General features: G+C 72.8%; 20 protein-coding genes. 9 read left to right on the forward strand and 11 right to left on the reverse strand.

Annotation, left to right across the window (positions count from 1 at the left end; genetic code table 11):
* Positions 1-32: 32 nt before the first annotated feature.
* Positions 33-728 carry a FadR/GntR family transcriptional regulator gene (locus tag BSB02_RS11990; protein ID WP_084958822.1) on the reverse strand — a complete coding sequence of 232 codons (696 nt, stop codon included), beginning with the start codon at positions 726-728 and terminating at the stop codon, positions 33-35.
* A 47-nt stretch (positions 729-775) separates the two neighbouring features.
* On the opposite strand from BSB02_RS11990, the gene BSB02_RS11995 reads away from it, so the two are divergent.
* Positions 776-1,864 carry an alpha/beta hydrolase gene (locus BSB02_RS11995; RefSeq protein ID WP_084958823.1) on the forward strand — a complete coding sequence of 363 codons (1,089 nt, stop codon included), beginning with the start codon at positions 776-778 and terminating at the stop codon, positions 1,862-1,864.
* On the opposite strand, the gene BSB02_RS39520 is transcribed toward BSB02_RS11995, so the two are convergent.
* Genes BSB02_RS39520 through BSB02_RS12010 form a run of 3 tightly spaced genes read right to left on the reverse strand, consistent with a single transcriptional unit; the run spans position 1,851 to position 3,990 of the window.
* Positions 1,851-2,597: a neutral zinc metallopeptidase gene (locus tag BSB02_RS39520; RefSeq protein WP_143590514.1), complete on the reverse strand. Its 747-nt coding sequence runs from the start codon at positions 2,595-2,597 to the stop codon at positions 1,851-1,853. The two genes, BSB02_RS11995 and BSB02_RS39520, sit on opposite strands and share 14 nt — an antisense overlap.
* Before the next feature lie 11 nt (positions 2,598-2,608).
* Entirely contained in the window at positions 2,609-3,145 is a 537-nt protein-coding gene (locus BSB02_RS12005; RefSeq protein WP_084958825.1) for a DUF305 domain-containing protein, read from the reverse strand.
* Entirely contained in the window at positions 3,130-3,990 is an 861-nt protein-coding gene (locus BSB02_RS12010) for a lytic polysaccharide monooxygenase (RefSeq protein WP_206184636.1), read from the reverse strand. Before BSB02_RS12010 ends, BSB02_RS12005 begins: the two co-directional genes overlap by 16 nt.
* A 155-nt stretch (positions 3,991-4,145) precedes the next feature.
* Between BSB02_RS12010 and BSB02_RS12015 the strand changes: the two genes are divergently transcribed.
* Together BSB02_RS12015 and BSB02_RS12020 are read left to right on the forward strand one after the other, a co-directional pair.
* Entirely contained in the window at positions 4,146-5,759 is a 1,614-nt protein-coding gene (locus BSB02_RS12015; protein WP_084958826.1) for a RecQ family ATP-dependent DNA helicase, read from the forward strand.
* A gap of 164 nt (positions 5,760-5,923) precedes the next feature.
* On the forward strand, positions 5,924-6,721 hold the full coding sequence (locus BSB02_RS12020) for an SDR family oxidoreductase (protein WP_240506374.1): 798 nt from the start codon (positions 5,924-5,926) through the stop codon (positions 6,719-6,721).
* Here BSB02_RS12020 and BSB02_RS12025 read toward each other — a convergent pair.
* Positions 6,670-7,497 (reverse strand): glycoside hydrolase family 16 protein, encoded by an 828-nt coding sequence (locus BSB02_RS12025; protein WP_084958828.1) that lies wholly within the window; start codon positions 7,495-7,497, stop codon positions 6,670-6,672. The genes BSB02_RS12020 and BSB02_RS12025 overlap by 52 nt on opposite strands.
* 77 nt (positions 7,498-7,574) lie before the next feature.
* Between BSB02_RS12025 and BSB02_RS12030 the strand changes: the two genes are divergently transcribed.
* From BSB02_RS12030 to BSB02_RS12040, 3 genes are all read left to right on the forward strand, one after another.
* On the forward strand, positions 7,575-7,781 hold the full coding sequence (locus BSB02_RS12030; protein WP_084958829.1) for a hypothetical protein: 207 nt from the start codon (positions 7,575-7,577) through the stop codon (positions 7,779-7,781).
* A gap of 162 nt (positions 7,782-7,943) precedes the next feature.
* Complete coding sequence (locus tag BSB02_RS12035) at positions 7,944-8,612, forward strand: class I SAM-dependent methyltransferase (protein WP_084958830.1); 669 nt, start codon at positions 7,944-7,946, stop codon at positions 8,610-8,612.
* Between the two features lie 64 nt (positions 8,613-8,676).
* Complete coding sequence (locus BSB02_RS12040) at positions 8,677-10,095, forward strand: hypothetical protein (RefSeq protein ID WP_143590516.1); 1,419 nt, start codon at positions 8,677-8,679, stop codon at positions 10,093-10,095.
* A 76-nt stretch (positions 10,096-10,171) separates the two neighbouring features.
* On the opposite strand, the gene BSB02_RS12045 is transcribed toward BSB02_RS12040, so the two are convergent.
* The gene (locus tag BSB02_RS12045) at positions 10,172-11,038 is read right to left on the reverse strand and encodes an alpha/beta fold hydrolase (protein WP_084958832.1); all 867 of its coding nucleotides are present in this window, start codon (positions 11,036-11,038) and stop codon (positions 10,172-10,174) included.
* A 129-nt stretch (positions 11,039-11,167) separates the two neighbouring features.
* On the opposite strand from BSB02_RS12045, the gene BSB02_RS12050 reads away from it, so the two are divergent.
* Positions 11,168-12,361, forward strand: a complete 1,194-nt coding sequence (locus tag BSB02_RS12050; RefSeq protein WP_084958833.1) for an RNA-guided endonuclease InsQ/TnpB family protein — start codon at positions 11,168-11,170, stop codon at positions 12,359-12,361.
* A gap of 137 nt (positions 12,362-12,498) precedes the next feature.
* Here BSB02_RS12050 and BSB02_RS12055 read toward each other — a convergent pair whose 3' ends face one another.
* The 3 genes from BSB02_RS12055 to BSB02_RS12065 are packed head-to-tail and all read right to left on the reverse strand — an operon-like array spanning position 12,499 to position 15,616.
* On the reverse strand, positions 12,499-13,116 hold the full coding sequence (locus tag BSB02_RS12055) for a response regulator transcription factor (RefSeq protein WP_084958834.1): 618 nt from the start codon (positions 13,114-13,116) through the stop codon (positions 12,499-12,501).
* Positions 13,113-14,366, reverse strand: coding sequence for a sensor histidine kinase (locus tag BSB02_RS12060; protein ID WP_206184637.1), 1,254 nt, complete (start codon positions 14,364-14,366; stop codon positions 13,113-13,115). Before BSB02_RS12060 ends, BSB02_RS12055 begins: the two co-directional genes overlap by 4 nt.
* A gap of 17 nt (positions 14,367-14,383) precedes the next feature.
* Complete coding sequence (locus tag BSB02_RS12065; RefSeq protein ID WP_084958835.1) at positions 14,384-15,616, reverse strand: alpha/beta hydrolase family protein; 1,233 nt, start codon at positions 15,614-15,616, stop codon at positions 14,384-14,386.
* A gap of 139 nt (positions 15,617-15,755) precedes the next feature.
* Between BSB02_RS12065 and BSB02_RS12070 the strand changes: the two genes are divergently transcribed.
* Entirely contained in the window at positions 15,756-16,421 is a 666-nt protein-coding gene (locus BSB02_RS12070; RefSeq protein WP_084958836.1) for an ankyrin repeat domain-containing protein, read from the forward strand.
* A gap of 13 nt (positions 16,422-16,434) precedes the next feature.
* Here BSB02_RS12070 and BSB02_RS12075 read toward each other — a convergent pair whose 3' ends face one another.
* Positions 16,435-17,334: a hypothetical protein gene (locus tag BSB02_RS12075; RefSeq protein WP_084958837.1), complete on the reverse strand. Its 900-nt coding sequence runs from the start codon at positions 17,332-17,334 to the stop codon at positions 16,435-16,437.
* A 138-nt stretch (positions 17,335-17,472) separates the two neighbouring features.
* Here BSB02_RS12075 and BSB02_RS12080 point away from each other — a divergent pair, with 138 nt between their 5' ends.
* A complete protein-coding gene (locus tag BSB02_RS12080; protein ID WP_143590518.1) occupies positions 17,473-19,878 on the forward strand; it encodes a tetratricopeptide repeat protein in 2,406 nt (801 codons plus the stop codon).
* 23 nt (positions 19,879-19,901) lie between these two features.
* Here the strand turns inward: BSB02_RS12080 and BSB02_RS12085 are convergent.
* Positions 19,902-21,530, reverse strand: a 1,629-nt coding sequence (locus BSB02_RS12085) for a DNA-directed RNA polymerase subunit beta (RefSeq protein ID WP_476756180.1), incomplete at its 5' end; no start/stop codon positions are given.

A 21,530-nucleotide genomic window follows, 5' to 3' on the forward strand; every position in this document is an offset into this window, starting at 1 on the left:
TCGGCCTCCTTGCTTTGTCACGAGAGGCTGTGTTACGAGAGGTTCCGCTCGACGACCGTCTTCACGTCGATCAGGTGGGCCTTCATCAGCTCGCCGGCGGCGTCGGCGTCGCGGTCCTGGATCGCCTCGAGGATGGCCAGGTGCTCCTCGTAGTCGCGGCGGCGATCGTCGAAGATGCGCAGGATCTCGCGCTGCTCGGAGGCGTGGACCGTCAGCAGCGAGTCGACCACCTCGGCCAGCACCCCGTTGCCGGCCGCCCTGGCCGCCGACCGGTGGAAGTCCATGTTGACCTCGGCCAGCCTGGCGTCGTGGCCGCGCAGGTAGCGGGCGGCCTCCTCCAGCAGGCGCCGCAGCCGCGAGAGGTCCTGCTCGCCGGCGGCGGTGGCCGCCCGGGCCGCGAGCGGCGGCTCGATGAGGATCCTGGCGTCCAGCAGGTCCAGCAGCTGGGTTCCGTGGATCTCGCGGACGTTGGGGTTGGGCAGGACGACCCGCTCGATCGCCGCGCCCACGTAGATCCCCGAGCCGTGGCGCATCTCGATCGCGCCCGTCGCCTCCAGCCGCCGCAGGGCCTCGCGCAGCGTCGGGGTGGTGACGGCAAACCGCTGGGACAGCTCCCTGGTCGAGGGCAGCCTGTCCCCTGGCCGGTGGCCGCCCTCGCGGATGAGCTCCAGCATGCGCTCGGTCAGCGCATCGGACAGGGTCGGCCGCGCCACTTCACTGTGCGACATATCAAGTCATCTAATCACCTGATGAACGCTACGTCTATGCTTCAGCCATGAAACGGGTCCTGGGATGGTTAGCCGTGATCCTCGCCGTTGTCTCCCTGCTCGCCGTGGGAGGCGCCGGCTGGTACTACTCCGGCCTGGTCATCGACCCCTCCCGCGGCGGCTCCTATCCGCTGGAGGTGACCGCCGTGTCCGGCGGCACGGTCACCCTGCGCGGCGGCGACGACACCGCGGCTCCCGGGACCTACGGGCTGACCTGGGCGGGCGGCAACGCCGTGCTCGGCCCGGTGGTGTCCGCCGGCCCGGGCACGGTCACCCGTGCCGTGGTGCGGGTACGGCGGGGCGAGCTGCGCGTAGGGGTGCGCGCGTACTTCGACCGCTGGATGTGGGGGCACGAGGATCCGCTGTCCGCGGTCGGCGTGCCGTACAAGAAGGTCGACATCTCCGGCTATCCCGCCTGGCTCACCGACGGCGACTCGCGGACCTGGGTCGTCGCCGTCCACGGCCGCAACGCCAACGCCGCCGAGGCGCTCCGCGTCGTGCCGGTCTTCCACAGGCTGGGGATGCCGGTGCTGGCCATCAGCTACCGCAACGACGAGGGCGCGCCGCCCAGCGAGGACGGCAAGTTCCACCTGGGCGACACCGAGTGGCGGGACGTCGAGCGGGCCATCGCCTGGGCCCGCTCGCAGGGCGCCTCCGACGTCTACCTCTACGGCTGGTCGATGGGCGGCGGCATCGCCGCCATGACCGCGCGGCGCCTGCCCGGCGCGCCCGTCAAGGGGCTCATCCTGGACAGCCCGGTCCTGGACTGGCGCTCCCCCATCCGCCTCGGCGCCACCCAGCGCGGCGTGCCGCAGTGGCTGGCCTCGGTGGGCATGCTCGTGATCGAGCTGCGCACCGGCCTGGACTTCGACGAGCTGGACCACGTACGGCACGCGCGCTCGTTCAAGACGCCGGTGCTGCTGTTCGCCGACTCCACCGACAACTCGGTGCCGGTCGCGCCCGCCCTGGCGTTCGCCAAGGCCAGGCCGGATCTGGTGACGCTCGTCCAGACCAGCGGCGGCGGCCACACGGGATCGTGGAACGTCGACCCGGCCCGCTACGAGAAGGCGCTGACCGGCTTCGTCAGGCGACCTTAGCCTCCGGCGCCTTCCAGGTGTTGCACGCCCCCGGATCGCCCGTCTTGTAGCCGCGGGTGAACCAGTACAGCTCGTTGGCCGTCGGCTTGGTGGGGAACCACTTGCGGTAGTACTCGTCGACGGGCTGCGGCGTCTCGGCCCGCAGCAAGGGCTTCCAGTTCTTCGCGGTGCGGCCCAACGCCTTCACGCCCACCCCGGCCAGGCAGTCCTGCTGCATGGAGAACCGGCGGGACTGCTCCTCCAGCTGCTTCTCGTCGGCGTCGTTCGGCATCCCCCAGTAGGCCTCCCCGATGCCGGTCTGGCCCTGGACGACCCCGGCGAAGGCGTCCGCGACCTGGATGACGATCGGCAGGTCGTTCTTGGCCTTGATCCAGTCGGCGCCGAGCTGGATCTCGATCTGCGTCCCGCAGATGGCGGCGAACGAGCCGGAGATCTTGACGCCTGTGTGGCAGTGGGACTCGTACCTGTCCTTGATCTCCACCTCGACCGGCTGGTAGTCGGGGACGGCGGGCTTCCACGCCTTGTTGAAGCAGTCCACCAGCTTGGTGAGGTACCTGACCGTCGAGGCCTTCGTGGTGCCCTTCTCGAGCTTGCACGCGACCTTGGGCAGCTTGCCCACCTTGTAGAGGTCGTTGTGGGTGAGCTCGGGCACGCCCTTGACCGGGTAGGCGGCGGCGGGGGCGGCGAGCAGGACGGTCGCCGCGGCGGCGCCGGCTAACGCGCGAGTGATCATAGGACGCGATGCTAGGGAAGTTCCTCCAGCAGGTCGAGCATGAGCGCGATCTGGCCCCTGCGGGACTGCTCGACCTGCCTGGCCCACTCCCTCACCTTGGGGCTCGCGCCGTTGACCTGCTCCGCCGCCGCCAGCTGGACCGCCTCGTCCTGGTGCGCGATGAGGACGTTGAGCAGGTCCCGGTCGAACCTCTTGGAGGTCAGCAACGCCGCGATCTGCCGTTTGTCCGTCTCCGGCACCTCGTGACCCGCGTGCGCGTCCGAGGCGGCCGTGAGCGGCTGGTCCCACTCGTACAGCCAGCGGCTCATCCTCGCGACCTCGTCGTCCTGCGTCGTCTCGATGGCCGCCGCGAGCGTCCTCACCTCGGGGTGGGTCGCCCGCTCGCGCGCCAGCCGGGCGATCTGGATGCCCTGCCGGTGATGGGGGATCATCATCTGCAGGAACATCACGTCGTCGGCGTCGACCGCCTCGGTGGGCGCGGGGGCGGCGGCCCCGCCGCAGCCGGTGAGCAGCAGGGCCGCCAGCAGCGCTGTCAGAGCCTTCGCCATAGCGCCGGGACGTTCGGCGGCTCCCAGCCCTGGATCGCGGTGTGGGACTGGATGCACTCATACGTCGCGCCGTTGTAGGTGACGCGGTCGCCGGCCTTGTAGGCGGTGCCGGCCTGCCAGGTGCCGCTCGGCTGGGACGAGGTCGGCGTGGGGGTCGGTGTCGGGGTGGGGGTGGGCGTGGGGCTCGACGTCGGGGTCGGCGTCGGGCTCGGGCTGGGCGTGCCGCCGCCGCCGAAGTCGATGTCGGAGCAGGTGTAGAAGGCCTCGTTGCTGCCGACCACGCGCTGCCAGATCGAGTACAGGATGTGGCGGCCGGTCCGCTGCGGCAGGTTGATCGTCCAGTTGGTGAACGTCGTGGGGTTCTGGTTGGTGAAGGTCCTGATGTGGACCAGGTCCGACCACCTCAGCGGCATGGTCGGGTTCCAGCCCTCGCGGGTGATGTAGAACTCGAAGTTGCTGTTGGAGTGCGGGGCGCTGGCGTGGTAGGTCAGCGTGAACGACCCGGGCCGCACCGAGGTGGCCGGCCAGTCGGCGCGCTGGAGGTCGAGCCCGCGGTACTTCTCCCGCCCCGCGCTGCACAGCTTGCCGTCGGGGATGATCTCGCGGTGCCTGCCGCCCGCCTCCAGCAGCGACACCTCGTTCCAGTCGTAGAAGGCCTGGGTGCCGCTGGCGGCGACGGCGGCCTTGCAGGCGGCCGAGCCGGGCGTCTCGGGGCCTTCCTTCCAGCAGGTGTAGACGCGGCTGGGCGGGTTGGACATGCTGCCGTGGGCGTTGGCGGCGCCGGCGGGGAGCAGGACTAACGCTCCCGTGGCCGCGGCGGTGGCGGCGATGAATCTCTTCCGCACGTTGGCTCCTGGGGGTGAACGTGAAATTAAAAGTAAACCTTCTTAAGAATTAACTATCCTGCCGCTGGCACGCAAGGTCGCCACGGGTGATTGGGCCCCTTTCGGGGCAGAGGGGTGCTCCCGGGGCCGCCACGCCTCCGGGAGGAGGAGGCGGGATGCGGAACGCGATCGCCAAGGCCCGCTCGGCGCGGGCCGCGCGCAGGGCGCTGGGACTGAAGAGGCTGCGGCCCGGCCAGCTGGAGGCCATGGCCGCACTTGCCCAGGGCCGCGACACGCTCGTGGTGATGCCCACAGGCAGCGGCAAGTCGGCTGTGTACCAGGTCTCCGCCCTGCTGCTCCCCGGCCCGACGCTGGTGGTCTCCCCGCTCATCGCTCTCCAGCGGGACCAGGTGCGGGCGCTTCGCGAGCTCGACGAGGACGCGGTGAGCGTCGACGGCTCCACCGCGGCCCGGGATCGGTCGGCGGCCTTCGAGTCCCTGCGCGCCGGCGAGACCGAGTTCCTGTTCTGCTCGCCGGAACAGCTCGCCCGGCCGGACGTCGTCCGCGAGCTGGCCGAGGCCCGGCCGTCCCTCATGGTCGTCGACGAGGCGCACTGCGTCTCCGCCTGGGGCCACGACTTCCGTCCCGACTACCTGCGGCTCGGCGAGGTGGCCGAAGCCCTCGGCCGCCCGGTGATCGCCGCGCTGACCGCGACCGCCGCCCCGCCCGTGCGCGAGGAGATCGTCGAACGGTTGCGCATGCGCGACCCGCTCCAGGTCGTGCGCGGCTTCGACCGGCCCAACATCGCCCTGTCGGTCCGCAGGCCCACCGGCGGCCCCGGCCAGGCGGCCCTCGACATCGTGCGGGAGCAGCGGCTTCCCGGCATCGTCTACACCTCCACGCGCAGGCGGGCCGAGGAGCTGGCGCGGGTGCTGGCCGAGGCGGGCCTGCGGGCCGCCGCCTACCACGCGGGCGTACGGCGAAGCGAACGGGACCGCACCCAGGCGCGCTTCATGGCGGGCGAGATCGACGTGGTGGTCTCGACGAGCGCGTTCGGCATGGGCATCGACAAACCGGACGTGCGGTTCGTGGCACACGCGGCCGTGCCGGGCTCGCTTGACGCCTATTACCAGGAGATCGGCCGTGCCGGCCGGGACGGCGAGCCCGCCGAGGCGGTGCTGCTCTACCGGCCCGAGGACCTGTCGCTGCAGCGGTTCTTCAGCGGCGGGTTGCCCGACGTGGAGGCGCTGGAGCGGGTCGCCGCGGCCGTGACCGGCGAGGTCGACCGCAAGACCCTCCGGGAGCGCACGGGCCTGCCGCCCCGCCGCCTCACGGCGCTGCTGGACCTGCTCGAGCGGGTGGGAGCCGTACGGCTGGGCCACCGGAAGGTGTCGCCCGTGGCGGGGACCGACCCCCGGGCCGCCGCCGAGGAGGCGCGGACGCTGAGCGAGCGGCGGCAGGCCGTCGAGCGGACGCGGCTGGAGATGATGCGCCGTTACGCCGAGATCGACGACTGTCGCAGGCGCTTCCTGCTGGCGTACTTCGGTGAGGAATTGAAAGAGCCGTGCGGGAACTGCGACGCGTGCCGTACCGGCAGCGCCAGGGAACGGGTCACGGGTGGGGGGCCTTTCGCGGTGCACGCGCGAGTGGAGCACCGGCTGTGGGGGCCGGGTGAGGTGATCAGCCGGGAGCAGGACCGGGTGACCGTGCTGTTCGAGGCGGCCGGATATCGCGAGCTGCTGCTGGACGCGGTGGTGGAGCAGGGTCTGCTGCGGGAGGCATCTTCCTAGCCCGCCTGGGTAGGCGAACGGGCGTTCGGATGGGATAGGGGGAGCGAACGGCTCAACCCGGACCGTTAGCTCGCCGTACCCACGGGTACGCGGGGTGCATGCCACAGGAACCGAACACGACACCACCGGCGCAGACCCAGCCGTACCCGGGCAGCACCGGCGAGATGGCGCCGGAGCCGCGCGACGAGATGCGCGACTACGAGGGCCGCGGCCTGCTGGCCGGCAAGCGGGCCCTCATCACGGGCGGCGACTCCGGCATCGGCCGCGCCGTCGCCATCGCCTTCGCCAAGGAGGGCGCCGACGTCGCGATCGCCTACCTGACCGAGCACGAGGACGCCAACCACACCCGCGAGCTGGTCGAGAAGGCCGGGCGCCGGTGCGTGCTGCTGCCCGGCGACCTGTCCGACCGGGACCACTGCGTGCGCGTGGTCGAGCAGACCGTCGGCGAGCTGGGCGGGCTGGACGTCGTGGTCAACAACGTCGCCACCCAGGCCCCGGTCCAGTCGCTGGAGGAGCTCAGCGACGAGCAGTGGGAGAACACGTTCGCGACCAACATCCACAGCTACTTCTGGATCACCAAGGCCGCCCTGCCGCACCTGACGCGCGGCTCGGCGATCATCAACACCTCCTCGATCAACGGGTTGCGCGGCAACAAGACGCTCATCGACTACTCGGCCACCAAGGGCGCCATCAACGCTTTCACCTACTCGCTGGCCCAGGCGCTGGTCGACCGGGGCATCAGGGTGAACGCGGTCGCGCCGGGACCGGTGTGGACGCCACTCATCCCCTCGACGTTCCCGGCGGAGAAGGTCGAGAAGTTCGGCGAGCAGGTGCCGATGAAGCGGGCGGCCGACCCGGACGAGATCGCGCCGTCGTACGTCTTCTTCGCGGCCGAGCGGCTGTCGTCGTACTACACCGGGGAGATCCTCGCGCCCGTCGGCGGGGAGACGCTGCCCGGCTGACGTGGTCGATACCCGCGCACGTAGTCGACCGTGAACCGCTTGGGGTAGTCGCCTCCCGGCTCGAACTCGTAGATGCCGAGCATCAGCTGCATCGGATAGCCCGGCGACTGGCGCACGGTCCTGACGCGCCGGCCGTCGACGAAGAAGGCGACCTGATCGGGCGTCCATTCGGCCGCGTAGACGTGGAACCCGGTGGCGTCGACGGGCACGGTCTCGGCCGTGAAGTCGTCGGCGATCTCCGGGTCGCCGAACGGGTGGACCCCCATCCCGATCTTCGCGCTGTGCTTTCCGACGTCCCTGCCGAAGATCTCGCACACGCAGATCTCGGCCGACCGCTCCGGCCGGTCCTCATACCCGATCATCCACAGCGCGACCATGCACCGGGGATCGGCGACCGCCTTGGCGCGTATCTCGATCAGGCCGTAGTGCGGGGTGTAGAGGCGCACGTTGCGCTGCTCCTCGCGCACGACGGCCCGCGATCCCCGCCCGTGCTGCCCGATCGTGCTGCCCACCGGCCCGGCGAAGACCCCGGTCTGGAGCGAGGACACCCGCAGCGGCCCCTCCAACTCGGGAGACCAGGGCGGCTGGTCCTCCTCGATCAGCAGGTGCAGGCACCCGCCGGACAGCTCGTAGCGGGCCGCCGCGGCCTCGCGGGTGGTCCATTGGGGCAGGTAGAAGGGGACCCAGCGGCTCTCGTCGAGCTGGTCGCCCGCGAAGGAGTCCTCGAACTCCAGCTCGTAGACCTCCAGGTCGTACCCGGCGCTCGCCTCGGCCATGGCGGTCCCCCTTCCTTTCGCCGGGAGGCTACGCGACGGGACCGACAGTTCGCCGGGGCGTGACGGATCATGGGGGTGTGCCGGAACTGATCGCCCCCACCGCCCGGCTTCGGGAGTCCTTCCTGTCGGCGATCGCCGAGTTCCACGCGGACCGCGACCACCCGGTCCCCTGGTTCGTCACCGACGTCGACCCCGAGGCGCCGGCCGACCCTTCGGCCTTCGACGCCTACTGCTGGAACGCGACGAGACGGCGCCGCCCCGCCGGCCGGGCTTCGTGCCGATGACGACGCCGTGGTGGGCGGACGGCGACCGGACGCCGGGCCGCCCGGCCATCCGGCACCGCCTCACCCCGGCTCTGGAGCGCGCGGGCGGTCACGTCGGCCACGACGTACGGCCGGCAGAGTCCCAGACGGCTTTCGTCGGTGCCGTCTGGCAGAGTCCCGGCCATGCCGGAAGCCGATCTCACCCCCATCGCCGCCCATTGGGACGCCTGCGCCGCCTCCTTCGACGACGAGCCCGACCACGGTCTGCGCGACCCCGGCGTGCGCGCCTCCTGGACCCGGCGACTCGCCGAGTGGCTCCCCGGGGAGCCGTCCGACATCCTGGACCTGGGCTGCGGCACGGGATCGCTCACCCTGCTCCTGGCCCGGCTCGGACACCGCCCGATCGGCCTCGACCTCTCGCCGCGCATGATCGGGCTCGCCCGGCGCAAGCTCTCCGCCGCCGGCCATGCCGTACCCTTCCTCGTCGGCGACGCGGCCGACCCGCCCTTCACCCCCGGCGCGTCCTTCGACGTGCTCCTCGTCCGCCACCTCCTGTGGACCCTCCCGGCCCCGCACGAGGCCCTTCGCCGATGGCTGCGCCTGCTCCGCCCGGACGGCCGCCTGGTGCTCGTCGAAGGCCGGTGGGGGACATCCGGCGGCGACGCCTACGCTCCCGGCTCCCCGGCGCTGCCGTGGTACGGCGGGGCGACGGCCGCCCAGGTGATCGACGCCCTGCGGCCGCTGGCCCGCGTGACGCACCACGCGGAGCTCACCGACCCGAGCCTGTGGGGCCGGCCCGTCCACGACGAACGCTACGTCGTCATCGCCACCCCCAAGCCCGATGCCGCGTGAGGATGATCGGAGGCCGTCCGGCGACATTTCCGGGCATATTTCTGGACAGGTAATGTTCACCCCCGTGTCCCGCCGATCATGGGTTCTCTGGGGGACGGCGCTCGCCTGGGCGGCGGGTCCCGGCCTGTACGACTGGCTCTGGTCCGAGACCGGCGACGAGCTGTACTTCTCCGCGGTCTCCGGCGGTTCCTGCCCGGGCCACTCCATTTACCTTTTCATCGAGCAGCCGGTGTGGGCCGTCCTCGACTTCCCCCTCTTCTGGTACGGCGGCGCGCCCCTGATCCTCCTGGCCTTCGCCGCCTGGCACATCGGCATCCGCATCCGACGCGCCCGCGCCGGCCGGATCGCCGCCCGCTCCGCCGCCGCGACGCTGCTCTCGTTCTGCCTTCCCCAGCTGGTCTTGCTCACGGTCGACGCGGCGCTCGACCCGGGCTGCCTGGATCCCTGGGGCCCGCCGGACATGCTGACCTGGACGGTCGGCATGGGCCTGTACTCCCTCGTTCCCCCGCTCCTGATCCTGCACGCCGTCCGGGATCCCCGGCGGCTGCCCGTACGGCGGAGCCGCCCCGCCCGCGCGCTGGCCGCCGTCGTGGCCGCGACCGCCGTGCTGCTCCTCCCGTCACAGGCCACCCCTCCCGGCAAGGTGAGCACGGAGCGCGAACTCGACTGCGGCAGGTTCGGCGACGGGACCGTCACGGGACTCGGCGAGGCGGAGAAGTCCTTCCTGTGCCAGGTACGCCGCCACGCCTCCGACGACCCCGCCGTCGAGAGGTGGAAGGGCGTGCCCGACCGGATCGTGCTGGCCCAGGGCCGCCACCTGTGCGACCTGGCCACGCGCCACGGCGGCGACGTGAACGCGCCAGCCGTACGGGATGCCCCGCATGCGTCGCTGACCTCGGCACTGCCGAGGCTGTGCCCTCCGGTGGCCCGCGCCCAGGAGGCGGAGGCGCAGCGCCAACGGGAGGAAGAGGAGCGGTACGTGGCCGAGATGGAACGGGCCTGCGCCGCGCGCCCGAGGCACCGGCCCAGGATCAAGCCGGTACGGCAGGCGTCCGCCACCATGTGGACGGAGTTCTGGACGATCGACGCGCGGGAGGATGGCTACGGGGCCACCGCGCCCACTCTCATCGAGGAGCTGGTCGGCACCGCGCCGGGCGTGCTGTCCGTCTGGGCCGCCGACGAGGTGGGATTCGCCTGCGTGACGGGCGAGTCTTACGCCAGGCGGCCGCCGCTGCAGACGAAGGGCTGGCACGAGGTCGTCGACGTCGCCTACGAGAGCCCGACGGGTTCGCTCGTCATCACCGACATGTCAGGAAAGAGCCTGCCGGATCTCACCTCGGGCGGTCCCGGGGCGTACCGGGTGCGTGTCCACTTACGCGGCCGCGAGCTCGTCTACCAGCAGCCCGATCCTCCGGACGGCGCCGTCGAGCTGCTGATCATGGTGTATCCCGGCAAGGGGAAAGACACCGTCGTCTACCGGTGACCTCCGTCTCTCTGACGGAAAAGCCCGGAGGACCGGCCCCCGACCGGCCCTCCGAGGTCCAGGAACCGCGGCGGCCCTAGCCGGCGAGGACCTGGCGCAGCGTCACGGCGAAGGCGTCCGGGTCGCCCGCCCAGCCGAACTCACCGCCGAGGAAGCCGCCGTGGTGGCTGGGGAAGACGACCGGCTTCATGCCGAGCCGTTCGGCGACCGCCACTCCCGCGCGGTGCGCCAGCTCTCCCTCCGACTCGGCGCCGACGCCGACGACGACGCGCGTCGAGGCCGCGCGGAGCGCCTCGAAGTCGAGCTGGTAGCGCGTGCCCGCGGTGATGTTCTGGCCAAACAGCGGATCGTCGCGGGAGCCGTCGTCCTCCGTCGGCAGGCCCAGCTCGGCCGGGCTCTGCACGGGCCGATCGGCGAAGTCGGCCGGGATCTCGCCCCGCCAGCTGGTGAGCGCGATGAACTTCGCCATCGCCGGCCCGAAGCCGTCCCGCTGGTATGTCCGGTGGATGTCCACGGTCGCCGCCAGCGCGTTCTCCCGATCCGGCAGGACCTCGATGGCCGGCGGCTCGTGCGCCACGAGCGTCCGCACCTGCTCCGGGTGCCGGGCCACCAGCGCCAGCGCGTTGACGGCGCCTCCGCTGCTGGCGAAGATGTCCACCGGCCCGCCGCCGAGCGCGCCGATCAGCCGGTGCAGGTCGTCGGCGTGCTGTTCGGGGGTCGACTCGATGGAACCGTCGGTCCGCCTGCTCCGGCTGACCCCGCGCGGGTCGTAGGTCACCACCGTACGGTCCTGGAAATGCCCGGCCAGGCTGGCGAACCCGCCGGCGTCCATCGGCGATCCGATCATCAGCAGGACCGGCTCGGTGGTCGCCTCGGCCTCGCGGACGTCGTAGGTGAGGACGGCCCCGGGCACTTCGAGGGTGTAGGTCTTGGGCTCGGTCATATGATCGCTCCTTGCTCACCGGGCACCTGCAGGCTGGAGGCCCCGTCCTTCAGGGCGGGGAGGAAAGCCGGAACGGCCGGACATGCTGATCTCCTGGTTTTGTCGGTGCCGGTCGGTAGATTGATCGGCATGTCCCGCTACCGTCTCCAGCCGACGCCTGCCCAGGAGCAGGCGTTGCTGGAGCACTGCGGGCATGCCCGGTTCGTGTGGAACCTCGCCGTCGAGCAGCACCAGCATTGGAAGCCGGGACGAAAAAGCGCGCCGGGGTTCGCCGAGCAGTGCCGCCAGCTGACCGAAGCCCGTGCCGAGTTCGACTGGCTGCGCGCCGGGTCGATCATCGTGCAGCAGCAGGCGCTCAAGGACTTCGCCCAGGCCATGGCCAACTTCTTCAACGGCACCCACCGCCGCCCCACGTGGCGCAAGGCCGGGCGGGGTGAGGGCTTCCGCATCGTCGCCGTCAAGCCGGCCGATGTGCGCCGCCTGTCCCGCAACGTCGGCGAGGTGAAGGTCCCCAAGGTGGGGTGGGTGCGGTTCCGCTGGTCGCGTGCCGTACCCGAGGGGGTGAAGTCCTACCGGATCACCCGCGACCGGGCGGGCCGCTGGCATGTCGCCTTCGCCGCCGCACCGGCGCCGATCGGCGCACCCGGGACCGGCGAGAGCGTGGGCGTGGACCGGGGCGTCGCTGTCTCGGCCGCGCTGTCCACCGGCGAGTTGCTGTCCGTGCCCGGCCTGCGCGAGACCGAGGCGGTACGGCTGGCCCGCCTGCAGCGGAAACTGGCCCGTGCCCAGCGCGGCAGCAACCGGCGGGCGAAGGTCAAGGCCGCCATCGCGAAGCTGAAGGCCCGCGAGGCCGACCGGCGCAAGGACTGGATCGAGAAGACCAGCACCCGCCTGGCGTCGCAGTTCGACGTGATCGCCGTCGAAGACCTCAACATCCCGGCCATGACCCGCTCGGCCAAGGGCACGATGGATGCGCCCGGCCGGAGCGTCCGCGCCAAGGCGGGCCTGAACCGGGGCATCCTCGCGGCCGGGTGGGGACGGCTGGTGGAGCGGCTGGAGCACAAGGCTCCCGGCCGCATCGTGAAGATCAACCCGCGTTTCACGAGCCAGCGGTGCTCGGCGTGCGGGACCGTGGACCGGCAGGCGCGTGAGAGCCAAATGCGCTTCCGGTGCCGGTCCTGCGGCTACGCCGGCAACGCCGATGTGAACGCGGCCCGCAACATCCGGATGGCCGCCGCAGGGCATGCGGTGGATGCGCGGGGAGGCGACCGGGTTGCCGGGCCTGTGAACCGCGAACCTCAACCTGTCCTCCTGCCCGCGTAGGGGGATGGGTTGGAATCCCCCGCCCTTCAAGCGGGGGAGGATGTCAATGCCTGCCCTATAGACCGGCGGGAGCGGCGAAACTCATCGGCGCACGCAGCACTACCTTGCCCCGGCGCGAAGTACAGACGGCCGCGGGGTCAGATCCAGCCGTAACGGCGGGCGATGCGCACGGCTTCATGCCGGTTCGCGGCCCCGAGCTTGCCGGCCGCCGAGTGGAGGTAGTTGCGCACCGTGCCGGGTGACAGCGACGCCCGCCGGGCCACCTCCTCCACCGGCATGCCCTCGGCGGCCAGCTCCAGCACGTCGGCCTCGCGCGGGGTCAGCGGGCTGTCGCCCGCGCTGATCGCCTCGGCGGCGAGCCGCGGGTCGACGTAGCGGCCCCCGCCGTGGATCGTCCGTACGGCCTCGGCCAGAACGTCGGCGGTGACGGTCTTGGACAGGAACCCGCGAACCCCCGAGGACAGCGCCCGCTTCAGGTGCCCGGGACGGCCGTGGCTGGTGACGATCATCGTGCGGCACTCGGGTAGCCCTTCGTGGAGCATGCGGGCGACGGTCACGCCGTCCATGTCGGGCAACTGCAGATCGAGCACGGCGACGTCGGGGCGGGCGGCGCGGGCCATCGCGAGCGTCTCCGCGCCCGTCGCCGCCTGGGCCACCACGTGCAGATCCTCCTGGAGGGCCAGCAGCGCCGCGAGGGCGCCGCGGATGAGGTGCTCGTCCTCGGCGAGCAGGACGCGGATCGCCTCGGCGGTCATCGAAGGTCCTCCTGCTCGACGGCGGGCAGCGGCAGCTCGGCGGTGAGCCGGAACCGGTCGGGCGGCTCGTGCCCGGCGACGATCCTGCCGCCGCCGGCCGCCAACCGCTCGGCGAGCCCGGGCAGGCCGTTGCCGGTCCACTCGCGCCGCTCCCCGCGCGGACCGGCCACCCCGTCATTCTCCATGGTCAGCATCAGCCGCCCGGCGTCGCCGTCCGGCACGCGGCGCAGGGACACCGTGCACACCCGTGCCTCGCTGTGCCGCAGCACGTTCGTCGTGCCCTCCCGCACCACCCAGCCGAGCGTGCGCTGCACGTCGGCGGGCAGGCCGTACCCGTCGCCGCGCACCTCGCACCGGATCCCCGCCGAGGCGAGCACCGAACGCGCGCCCGCGAGCTCCGTGTCCAGGTCGGCGGTGCGGTACCCGCGCACGACCGCACGCACCTCGGCGAGCGAGTCCTGCGCGATCCGGCGCACCTCGAGCATCTCCTCGGCCGCCCCGGGCCGCTCCCGCTTGACCAGCTGGGCGGCGAGCTCGCTCTTGAGCGCCACGATGGACAGGTTCCGCCCCATCACATCGTGCAGGTCCCGGGCGAAGCGCAGGCGCTCCTCCGCGACCGCGAGGCGCGCCTGGGTCCTGCGGGCCCGCTCCAGCTCCCAGACCAGCCGCAGCGTCTTGACCGAGCTGCGGAAGGCGAGCACCACGGCGAGCATGAGGCCGCACAGCGCGGTCGCTGCGGGGATCGCCGCGTCCGCCGGCGCGCCCTCCAAGCCGGACACGGCGAGCTTGGCCGCGCCTCCCGCCACGATGGCGCCCATGGTCACCGGGAGCGGCACCGCCGCCGACAGTGCGGTCACGAACGCGACGACCAGGACGATCAGCAGGGCCGAGGCCGGGCCGTCCGGCTGGCCGGGCGTCGGGCCGGGATACGCCAGCGCGCCGATCGCGGCCCCCGCCACCGTGAGCGCGGCGGCGAGGGCGATCAGCCCGACCGGCGGGGGTCCGGCCCCGTCGCGGTCTTGCGCCAGGCAGCGGTCCAGCCCGGCGCGCACCAGCAGCAGGCACGCGCCGGCGTGTACGGCGGTGCCGGCCGCCACCGCCCACAGCGCCGGCGTACCGACCTCGGGCCCGACCATGGCGGCGGCGAGCACCGGCTCCGCGGCGAACATCCCGAACGAGGACACGCGGATCCACAGGTCGAAGCGCTCCGCCTGACCTCGCCGCCGCCACTCCCGCAACCGACTCCTCATCCGCACTCACCGGGACGTTACGCCGGGAACCGCATCTCGGGCCAGCGCGGGGACGGCCCGTCGAGCAGCGGGCTCGGCCGGTGCGACAGGTGCCGGTCGAAGAACGCCCGCAGGTAGGTGCGCTGGACCAGGACAGAACGGGGCCCGCCGATGCCGCCGATCATCTCGTCGACCTGCTCGGGCGGCAGCCCCATCGGGTGCTGCCGCAGCAGCACCTGCAGGTCGGTGAACGAGGAGTGTCCCGCCCCCTGCAGGCGCAGCTCCAGCCGCCAGCCGCGCAGCCGCGGCCACAGGGCCGCCCAGCCGGGGTCGTTGTGGCGCCCGTGCTCCGAGGAGCCGACCAGCAGGAACGGGCGGTCGAGCCCTGCCCGCAGGACCGGTCCGAACATCCCGCCGTCCAGGTTGGCGCCGGCTTTGATCCGCGCGTCGGCGTGCATCGCGGCCGCGCTCGTGGCGCCGCCCAGCGAGTGCCCGAACATGCCGACCCGGGACAGGTCGAACGCGCCCTTCATCCCTTTGGGCAGGGACCGCTCGCCGACGCCGGCGTCGTGCCCGCGGTCGAGCGCGGTCAGCCGGTCCAGGACGAACCGGACGTCGGCCTGGCGGGCGGCCACCGCCTTGGTGGCGACCGGGTCCGAGGGATCGTCGAAGTTCGGCGGCGGCGGGCTCGCGGCATGGGTCTCCAGCCGCCCGCCGGGGAACTCCACCGCGCCCGCGTCGTAGGTGTGGTCGACGGCCGCCACCACGTAGCCGTGGCTGGCCAGGTCCTCCACCAGCGCGGTGCTGGAGGCGCGGTCGGCGCCGAACCCGTGCGAGAAGAGCACCACCGGCCGTCCGCCGCGCCGCCGCTCCACCGGTGCCCCGACATGTCCGTGCGTGTCCGGCAGGCGTACGGCACCGGCGGGAAGGCCGCGCAGGACGAGCGCCGCCACACCCGGCGAGAGCCATGGCGCCCGGGGATACCCGGCGACCGCCTTGGCCGGGTACCACAGCTGGACCATGAGCTCCCGGACGGGCTTGCCGGGCTTCCACGGGTCGCGGCGCGAACGGTCGACCAGGTGGAGGGCGACCGTGCCGATCCGGTGCGGGCCGGTCGGCGCCGGAAGCGTGAGCCGGACCGGCTGGGCCTGGCCGGTTGCGGACTCGGCCCGGACAGGCGCCACAGTCGCCCCGGCCGCGGAACCCGCGGCGAGGACCAGCCCGAGCGCCGACGCCAGCGCGACGCCGTACAGCAGAGGGAATCTCGTCATGTGTCCAGCGTCCGGTCCCGTACGGCTCCGCAGCAGTGCGGGCGGTCACCAGTTCGCATGCGCTTCCGCACGGTCCGCCCATGACGAATCTCATATCGGGTCTCGTATCGGGACGGCTCGCAGGGGCTAGCGTGACGTCGTGGACGACGGCATGGACTTCGGCGCCATCGCCCGGCTGGTGCGGCGCGGCGATCTGGCGGCCCTCGCCGAGCTCGCCGACTCCGGATGGGACGTGGACCAGGACGGCGGCCGCACCGGGACGACCGCGCTCCTGGTGGCCTGCGAGTCCGGGCAGGCCGAGGTGGCCCGTTTCCTCCTCTCCCGCGGCGCCGATCCCAACCGGGTCCATCACGACGGCTGGAACTGCTACGACTCCAGCGCCCTGCCCGAGATCCGCGAACTCCTCGTCGCCCACGGCTTCGACCTCCACGTCCGCCAGGCGACACAGGGCCGCGGCCTGGAGGCCCTGCGCGTCCTGTCCCCTCGGCGGCCGGCGAGCGAGACGTGGCGGGCGACCGTCACCGGCACCGAGCCCACCGTCGAATACCTGACGCTCCCGTTTCCGCCGATGTCCGGACATATCGTCATAGAAACCACGACCGTGGGAGACCGGCGGTCGTTCGCCGTCGACGGCCCCGTCCACCGCAGCCATCGCCTGCCCGCCACCGGGGAGCCCGCGCAGACCACGATCGCCGTCACCATGGAACGCTTCCGCGGCGAGTTCAGGATCCGGCTCTTCTGCGAGGCCCTCATCCGCGGCAGCGACGGCCCACGCGACTTCTGGCTGCCCGACTGGACCGCCTGATCAGGCACGGACGTCAAAGGTCCGCGCCACGGCGGTCATCGCCGGAGTCTTCTCCAGGAATGTGGTCTTCCCGGGGAGTACGGCCGCGCGTGCGGTCCGGCCGTGGGGGCGCGGCGCGCCGGGAGGCCTGGCTCCGGCGGCGGATGTCGTCCAGGATGTGCTGGAACAGCGCGCTGTCCTCGGCGGCCCTGGCGGCGGCGCGGTCGGGGAACATCAGCTCCCAGGCCCGGGTGGCGTCCGCGCTCAGCCGCTTGTAGTCGGCGGCCAGCGCCGTGGCGCTGCCGGCCAGTTTCGCCCAGGTGTCCGGCGAGGAGTCCCGTATCCGCTGGACCAGCCGGGTGCGGCGCTCGTCGAGCTCTTCCAGCCGGGCGCCGAGGCGGGCGACGGCGGCCGGGCCCGGAGGGTTGCCGCCGCCTCGGCCGCCACACCGGCCGCCGCTCGATCTGGCCGCCTTTCCCGGCTTCGCGGCCCTTCCCGGCGGCTGCGGCCGCCTCGTCGATGCGGGATCGGCCGGGGGTACGGCGAGCAGATCGTCGATGTCCGGGCGCGGCTTGGACGCGGCGGTCTCGCACTCCGACAGCGCTCTGGCCAGGGCGCCGAAGCTCTCGTAGGCGCGGCCCAGACGGCTCGCGGCCTCGCCCAGGGCCGGGTCGCCGGGCCGCAGCGCGACGATCTCGGACCTGCGCCGGTCGAGCTCCTCCAGCTTGGCCGCCATCGCCGCGCCGGGTTCCGGACTCCAGCTCTCTCGCTCGCGATCGAACCAGTAGCGCGCCGTACCTGACCAGGACTGGAGCGCCGAGCGATGCCGCCGCGCCTCGGCCAGCAGCCGAGCCCTCGCCAGCCCGCGCCACGCCACGACCGCCGCCGCGACGCCGACCGCCAACCCGGCAAGCACCATCTCGGTCGCAGCCATAACGCCATCCATCGCCAAGCCGGAACACACCGGCCTCCGCCAGGCCCGACCTCATCGTGCCGTACGGCGGAGGCCCGGGAAAGGAGGCCGGGGAAAGCAGCCCGGGACGGACACATCGGTCGTCACTATGCTCAAGTTGTGGAGATCCCGCCATCGGTCGTGCGCATCCGCACGCTGGGAGCCTCCGCCGAGGTGCTGGCCCTGAACGGCGACATCGACGGCGCCGCCGAGGCGATGGACCGCGCCTTACGGATCGCCCACGGCACGACCGGCCCGCGGGAGCGGATCCGCTCCCTGATCGCGGTGGCCGAGGGCATGGCCGTGGTCTGCCCGGTCGATCAGGCGCTGCGGGCGGCGAACGCCATCGGGCGGACAGAGGACCGCATCGGCGCGCTCGGATCGGTGGCCGGCGCGCTGGCCCGAGCGGGGCGGCCGGGCCGAGCCGTACTGGCCTCCGTCGACGACGGCGATCTGTCCCCGACGGGCCTGAGGGCACTGGCCGGGGCGCTGGTCATGGCCGGCGACGTCGACCGCGCGGTGACGGTGGCCGGCCGGGATCCCGATCCCAGCTGGGGATGGGACGCCTTCGTGCGGAGCCTCATCCGGGCCGGCCGGCTCGACCAGGCCCGCGCCACGGCCCGCTTCCTCGTCACCGACCGGCTGCGGCGCGGCATCGCCCTGCTGCTCGTCGCCGAGGCGCTGGCGGAGTCCCGGCGCGGGGCCGAGGCCCTGGAGGTCGCCGAGCACATCGCCGAGCCCTCCGACCGCAGCCGGGCGTTGCGGGCGGCGGCCCTGGCGATGGACGATCCCGACCGTGCGGCGGAGCTGCTCCACCGCGCCCAGACGGTGGCCCGGGCCATCACCTACCCCAACGCCCCCCAGGGCGAGCTGCGGGCCCTCGCCCTCGCCTGGGCCGAACGCGGAGAGCTCGACCGGGCCCTGGCCGCCGTCGACGCCATCGAGGGGAACGGCTGGCGTGGCGCCGCCCGCGTGGCCCTGGCCCGGCTGCTGGTCCAGCTGGGCAGATCCGACCAGGCGGCGGAGGTGCTCGACGGCGTCCCCGCCCCGGCGGACCCGGACAGCGACCTGCCGGCCGATGTCGCGGCCACGCTGGCGCAGGCCGGCAGGCTTGACCGCGCCGTGGCCCTTGCCCGCGCGATCACCGACCGCTTCCGGCGCGAGCAGGCCCTGGCGCGGGTGGCGCGATCGATGGCCGAGGCCGGGCATGCCGTACGCGCCGGTGAGGTTCTGGACGAGGCCGCCGCCGCTGCTCTGGCCGTCCACGGCGCCGACGACATGCGGCACATCTACGGCCTGGTGGAGCTCGCCGACGCCATGGTCCACGCGGGCCGCCGGGAGCGGGCGGGCGAGCTGCTGCACCGCGCCGAGCAGCTGGTCCACACCCTCTACGCGGAACAGGAGCGCCACGAGGCCTGGCGGCTCCTGGCCGGCGCGCTGGGGCGGGCGGGCCTGCTCGACCGCGCCGACGCGATCGCCGCGGGCCGCTGGCCGTCGCCGTGGCCGGACCTGGTGCGGGCGCTGTGCGACGTCGGCGCCTTCGACCAGGCGCAGGAGAGGGCCCCGATGATTCCGGACCCGGACCGGCGGGCATGGGCGCTGCAGCGGGTGGCCGCCGGGCACGCCCAGGCCGGGCGGCTCGACGAGGCCGAATCCGTCGCGCGCTCCATCGAGGAGGCGGCGCCGCGGGCGAAGGCGCTGCTGGCGGTGGCCGAGGCGCGAACGCGGGCGGGAGACCTCAACCGGGCCCTCGCGCTCCTGCGGCAGGCCGAGACCGCCGCCCGCGCTGTCGCCGACTCCCGTGACCACGACCGGCTGCTGCGGGACCTGGTGGAGTCGCTGCTCGCGGTCGGGCGGCTCGACCAGGCGGCCGAGGTGCTCGGCCAGGCCGAGGCCGCGGCCTCGGGCACCCCCGGCGCGCTGGCCGAGGTCCTGGTCGCGTCCGGGCGGCTCGACCGCGCCTTTCAGGTGGCGCTGGAGGTCGCCGATCCGCTGGAGCAGTGCGGCACGGTGGCGTCGGTGGGGGAGGCCTACGCCGCCGCGGGCGCCCGGCCGGAGACCGTCTCGCAGGTGCTCCTCCACGCCAACGCGATCTCAGCCTCGGTGACCGGCCCCGAGCCGCGGATCCGGCTCCTGGCGCGGTTGGCGCGGGCGTGGGCCGTGACCGGTGACGTCCGCCAGGCCGACCGGACGATCAAGCGGCTGGCCGCCGAAGGCGTCCCCCTACCCGGGCAGGCAGCGGTGGACGTGGCCGAAGCGCTGTCCGCGATGGGACGGCACGACCACGCCCTCGGCCTCGCCGCCGACTGCGCCGACTCACAGGTGGCGGCCACGGCCGCCGTCGCCGTCTCCCTGGCCCGGGCCGGCGATCTCACCCGGGCGCTCGGCCTGGCCCGCTCCCTGCCCGATCCGGAGCTGAGGGAGTGGGCGCTGGCCGAGGTGTCCCGCGCCGTGGCCCGCTCCGGAGACCCGGACCGGGCGCTGCGCCTCATCCGTCCCGGCCACGCCGACGACGGCGGCCGATGACGGCGCGGGCCGGCGCCCGCACGTCAGACCTCGTCGACGCTGCTCGGCTCACGCCGGGACAGGTCGATGCCGAGCTCCTCCGCGGCGCGGAAGACGTCCTCGTCGGTGTCGCGCATCTCGATGGACATGCCGTCGCTGGAGAGCACCTCGACGTTGAGGCACAGCGACTGCATCTCCTTGATGAGCACCTTGAAGGACTCGGGAATGCCGGGCTCTGGGATGTTCTCGCCCTTGACGATGGCCTCGTAGACCTTCACGCGGCCGATGACGTCGTCGGACTTGGTGGTCAGCAGCTCCTGCAGGGCGTGCGCGGCGCCGTAGGCCTCCAGCGCCCACACCTCCATCTCGCCGAAGCGCTGCCCGCCGAACTGCGCCTTACCGCCCAGCGGCTGCTGGGTGATCATCGAGTACGGGCCGGTCGACCGGGCGTGGAGCTTGTCCTCCACGAGATGGTTGAGCTTGAGCATGTAGATGTAGCCGACCGCGATCGGATAGGGGAACGGATCGCCGGTGCGGCCGTCGAACAGCATGGCCTTGCCGCTGGGCAGCACCAGCCGGTCGCCGTCGCGGTTGGGCAGGGTGTTGCCCAGAAGGCCGATGATCTCCTGTTCGCCGGCGCCGTCGAAGACCGGGGTGGCGACGTTGGTGCGCGAGTCGACCTGGGCGAAGCCCTTCTCGCGCAGCCGGCCGGCCCAGGCTTCCTCCACTTCGCTGATGTCCCAGCCCTGGGCGGCGATCCAGCCCAGATGCGTCTCCAGCACCTGCCCGACGTTCATCCGGCCGGGCACCCCCAGCGGGTTGAGGATGATGTCGACGGGGGTGCCGTCCTCCAGGAACGGCATGTCCTCCACCGGCAGGATCTTGGAGATCACGCCCTTGTTGCCGTGCCGGCCGGCCAGCTTGTCCCCATCGGTGATCTTCCGCTTCTGCGCCACATACACCCGCACCAGCTCATTGACACCGGGGGGCAGCTCATCGCCCTCCTCCCGGGAGAACACCCGCACCCCGATGACCTTGCCGGACTCCCCATGCGGCACCTTCAGCGAGGTGTCGCGCACCTCCCGGGCCTTCTCCCCGAAGATGGCCCGCAGCAGCCGCTCCTCCGGCGTCAGCTCGGTCTCCCCCTTGGGGGTGACCTTGCCCACCAGGATGTCGCCCGGCACCACCTCGGCGCCGATCCGGATGATGCCGCGCTCGTCCAGGTCGGCCAGCACCTCCTCGGACACGTTCGGGATGTCCCGGGTGATCTCCTCCGGGCCCAGCTTGGTGTCGCGGGCGTCCACCTCGTGCTCCTCGATGTGGATGGAGGACAGCACGTCGTCTTGGACCAGCCGCTGGGACAGGATGATGGCGTCTTCGTAGTTGTGGCCCTCCCAGGGCATGAACGCCACCAGCAGGTTCTTGCCCAGCGCCATCTCGCCCTGGTCGGTGCACGGGCCGTCGGCGATGACCTGGCCGGTCTCCACCCGGTCGCCCTCGGCCACGATGGGCTTTTGGTTGAAGCAGGTGCCCTGGTTGGAGCGCTTGAACTTGGCCACCCGGTAGGTGATGCGGGTGCCGTCGTCGTTGAGCACGGTGATGTAGTCGGCCGAGACCTCCTCCACCACGCCGGGCTTCTCGGCGATGATCACATCGCCGGCGTCGGTGGCGGC

It is taken from the genome of Thermoactinospora rubra, assembly GCF_002093975.1.
GTDB classification, from domain to species: domain Bacteria; phylum Actinomycetota; class Actinomycetes; order Streptosporangiales; family Streptosporangiaceae; genus Nonomuraea; species Nonomuraea rubra_A.

Bases quoted from the DNA above. Each gene is read 5' to 3' on its own strand.
- BSB02_RS12015 (WP_084958826.1), top strand. From the start codon at position 4,146: ATGCGGAACGCGATCGCCAAGGCCCGCTCGGCGCGGGCCGCGCGCAGG.
- BSB02_RS12075 (WP_084958837.1), bottom strand. From the start codon at position 17,334: ATGGCTGCGACCGAGATGGTGCTTGCCGGGTTGGCGGTCGGCGTCGCG.
- BSB02_RS12065 (WP_084958835.1), bottom strand. From the start codon at position 15,616: ATGACGAGATTCCCTCTGCTGTACGGCGTCGCGCTGGCGTCGGCGCTC.
- BSB02_RS12005 (WP_084958825.1), bottom strand. From the start codon at position 3,145: ATGGCGAAGGCTCTGACAGCGCTGCTGGCGGCCCTGCTGCTCACCGGC.
- BSB02_RS11995 (WP_084958823.1), top strand. From the start codon at position 776: ATGAAACGGGTCCTGGGATGGTTAGCCGTGATCCTCGCCGTTGTCTCC.
- BSB02_RS12020 (WP_240506374.1), top strand. From the start codon at position 5,924: ATGGCGCCGGAGCCGCGCGACGAGATGCGCGACTACGAGGGCCGCGGC.
- BSB02_RS39520 (WP_143590514.1), bottom strand. From the start codon at position 2,597: ATGATCACTCGCGCGTTAGCCGGCGCCGCCGCGGCGACCGTCCTGCTC.
- BSB02_RS12050 (WP_084958833.1), top strand. From the start codon at position 11,168: ATGTCCCGCTACCGTCTCCAGCCGACGCCTGCCCAGGAGCAGGCGTTG.
- BSB02_RS12045 (WP_084958832.1), bottom strand. From the start codon at position 11,038: ATGACCGAGCCCAAGACCTACACCCTCGAAGTGCCCGGGGCCGTCCTC.
- BSB02_RS12025 (WP_084958828.1), bottom strand. From the start codon at position 7,497: ATGGCCGAGGCGAGCGCCGGGTACGACCTGGAGGTCTACGAGCTGGAG.
- BSB02_RS11990 (WP_084958822.1), bottom strand. From the start codon at position 728: ATGTCGCACAGTGAAGTGGCGCGGCCGACCCTGTCCGATGCGCTGACC.
- BSB02_RS12055 (WP_084958834.1), bottom strand. From the start codon at position 13,116: ATGACCGCCGAGGCGATCCGCGTCCTGCTCGCCGAGGACGAGCACCTC.
- BSB02_RS12035 (WP_084958830.1), top strand. From the start codon at position 7,944: ATGCCGGAAGCCGATCTCACCCCCATCGCCGCCCATTGGGACGCCTGC.
- BSB02_RS12060 (WP_206184637.1), bottom strand. From the start codon at position 14,366: ATGAGGAGTCGGTTGCGGGAGTGGCGGCGGCGAGGTCAGGCGGAGCGC.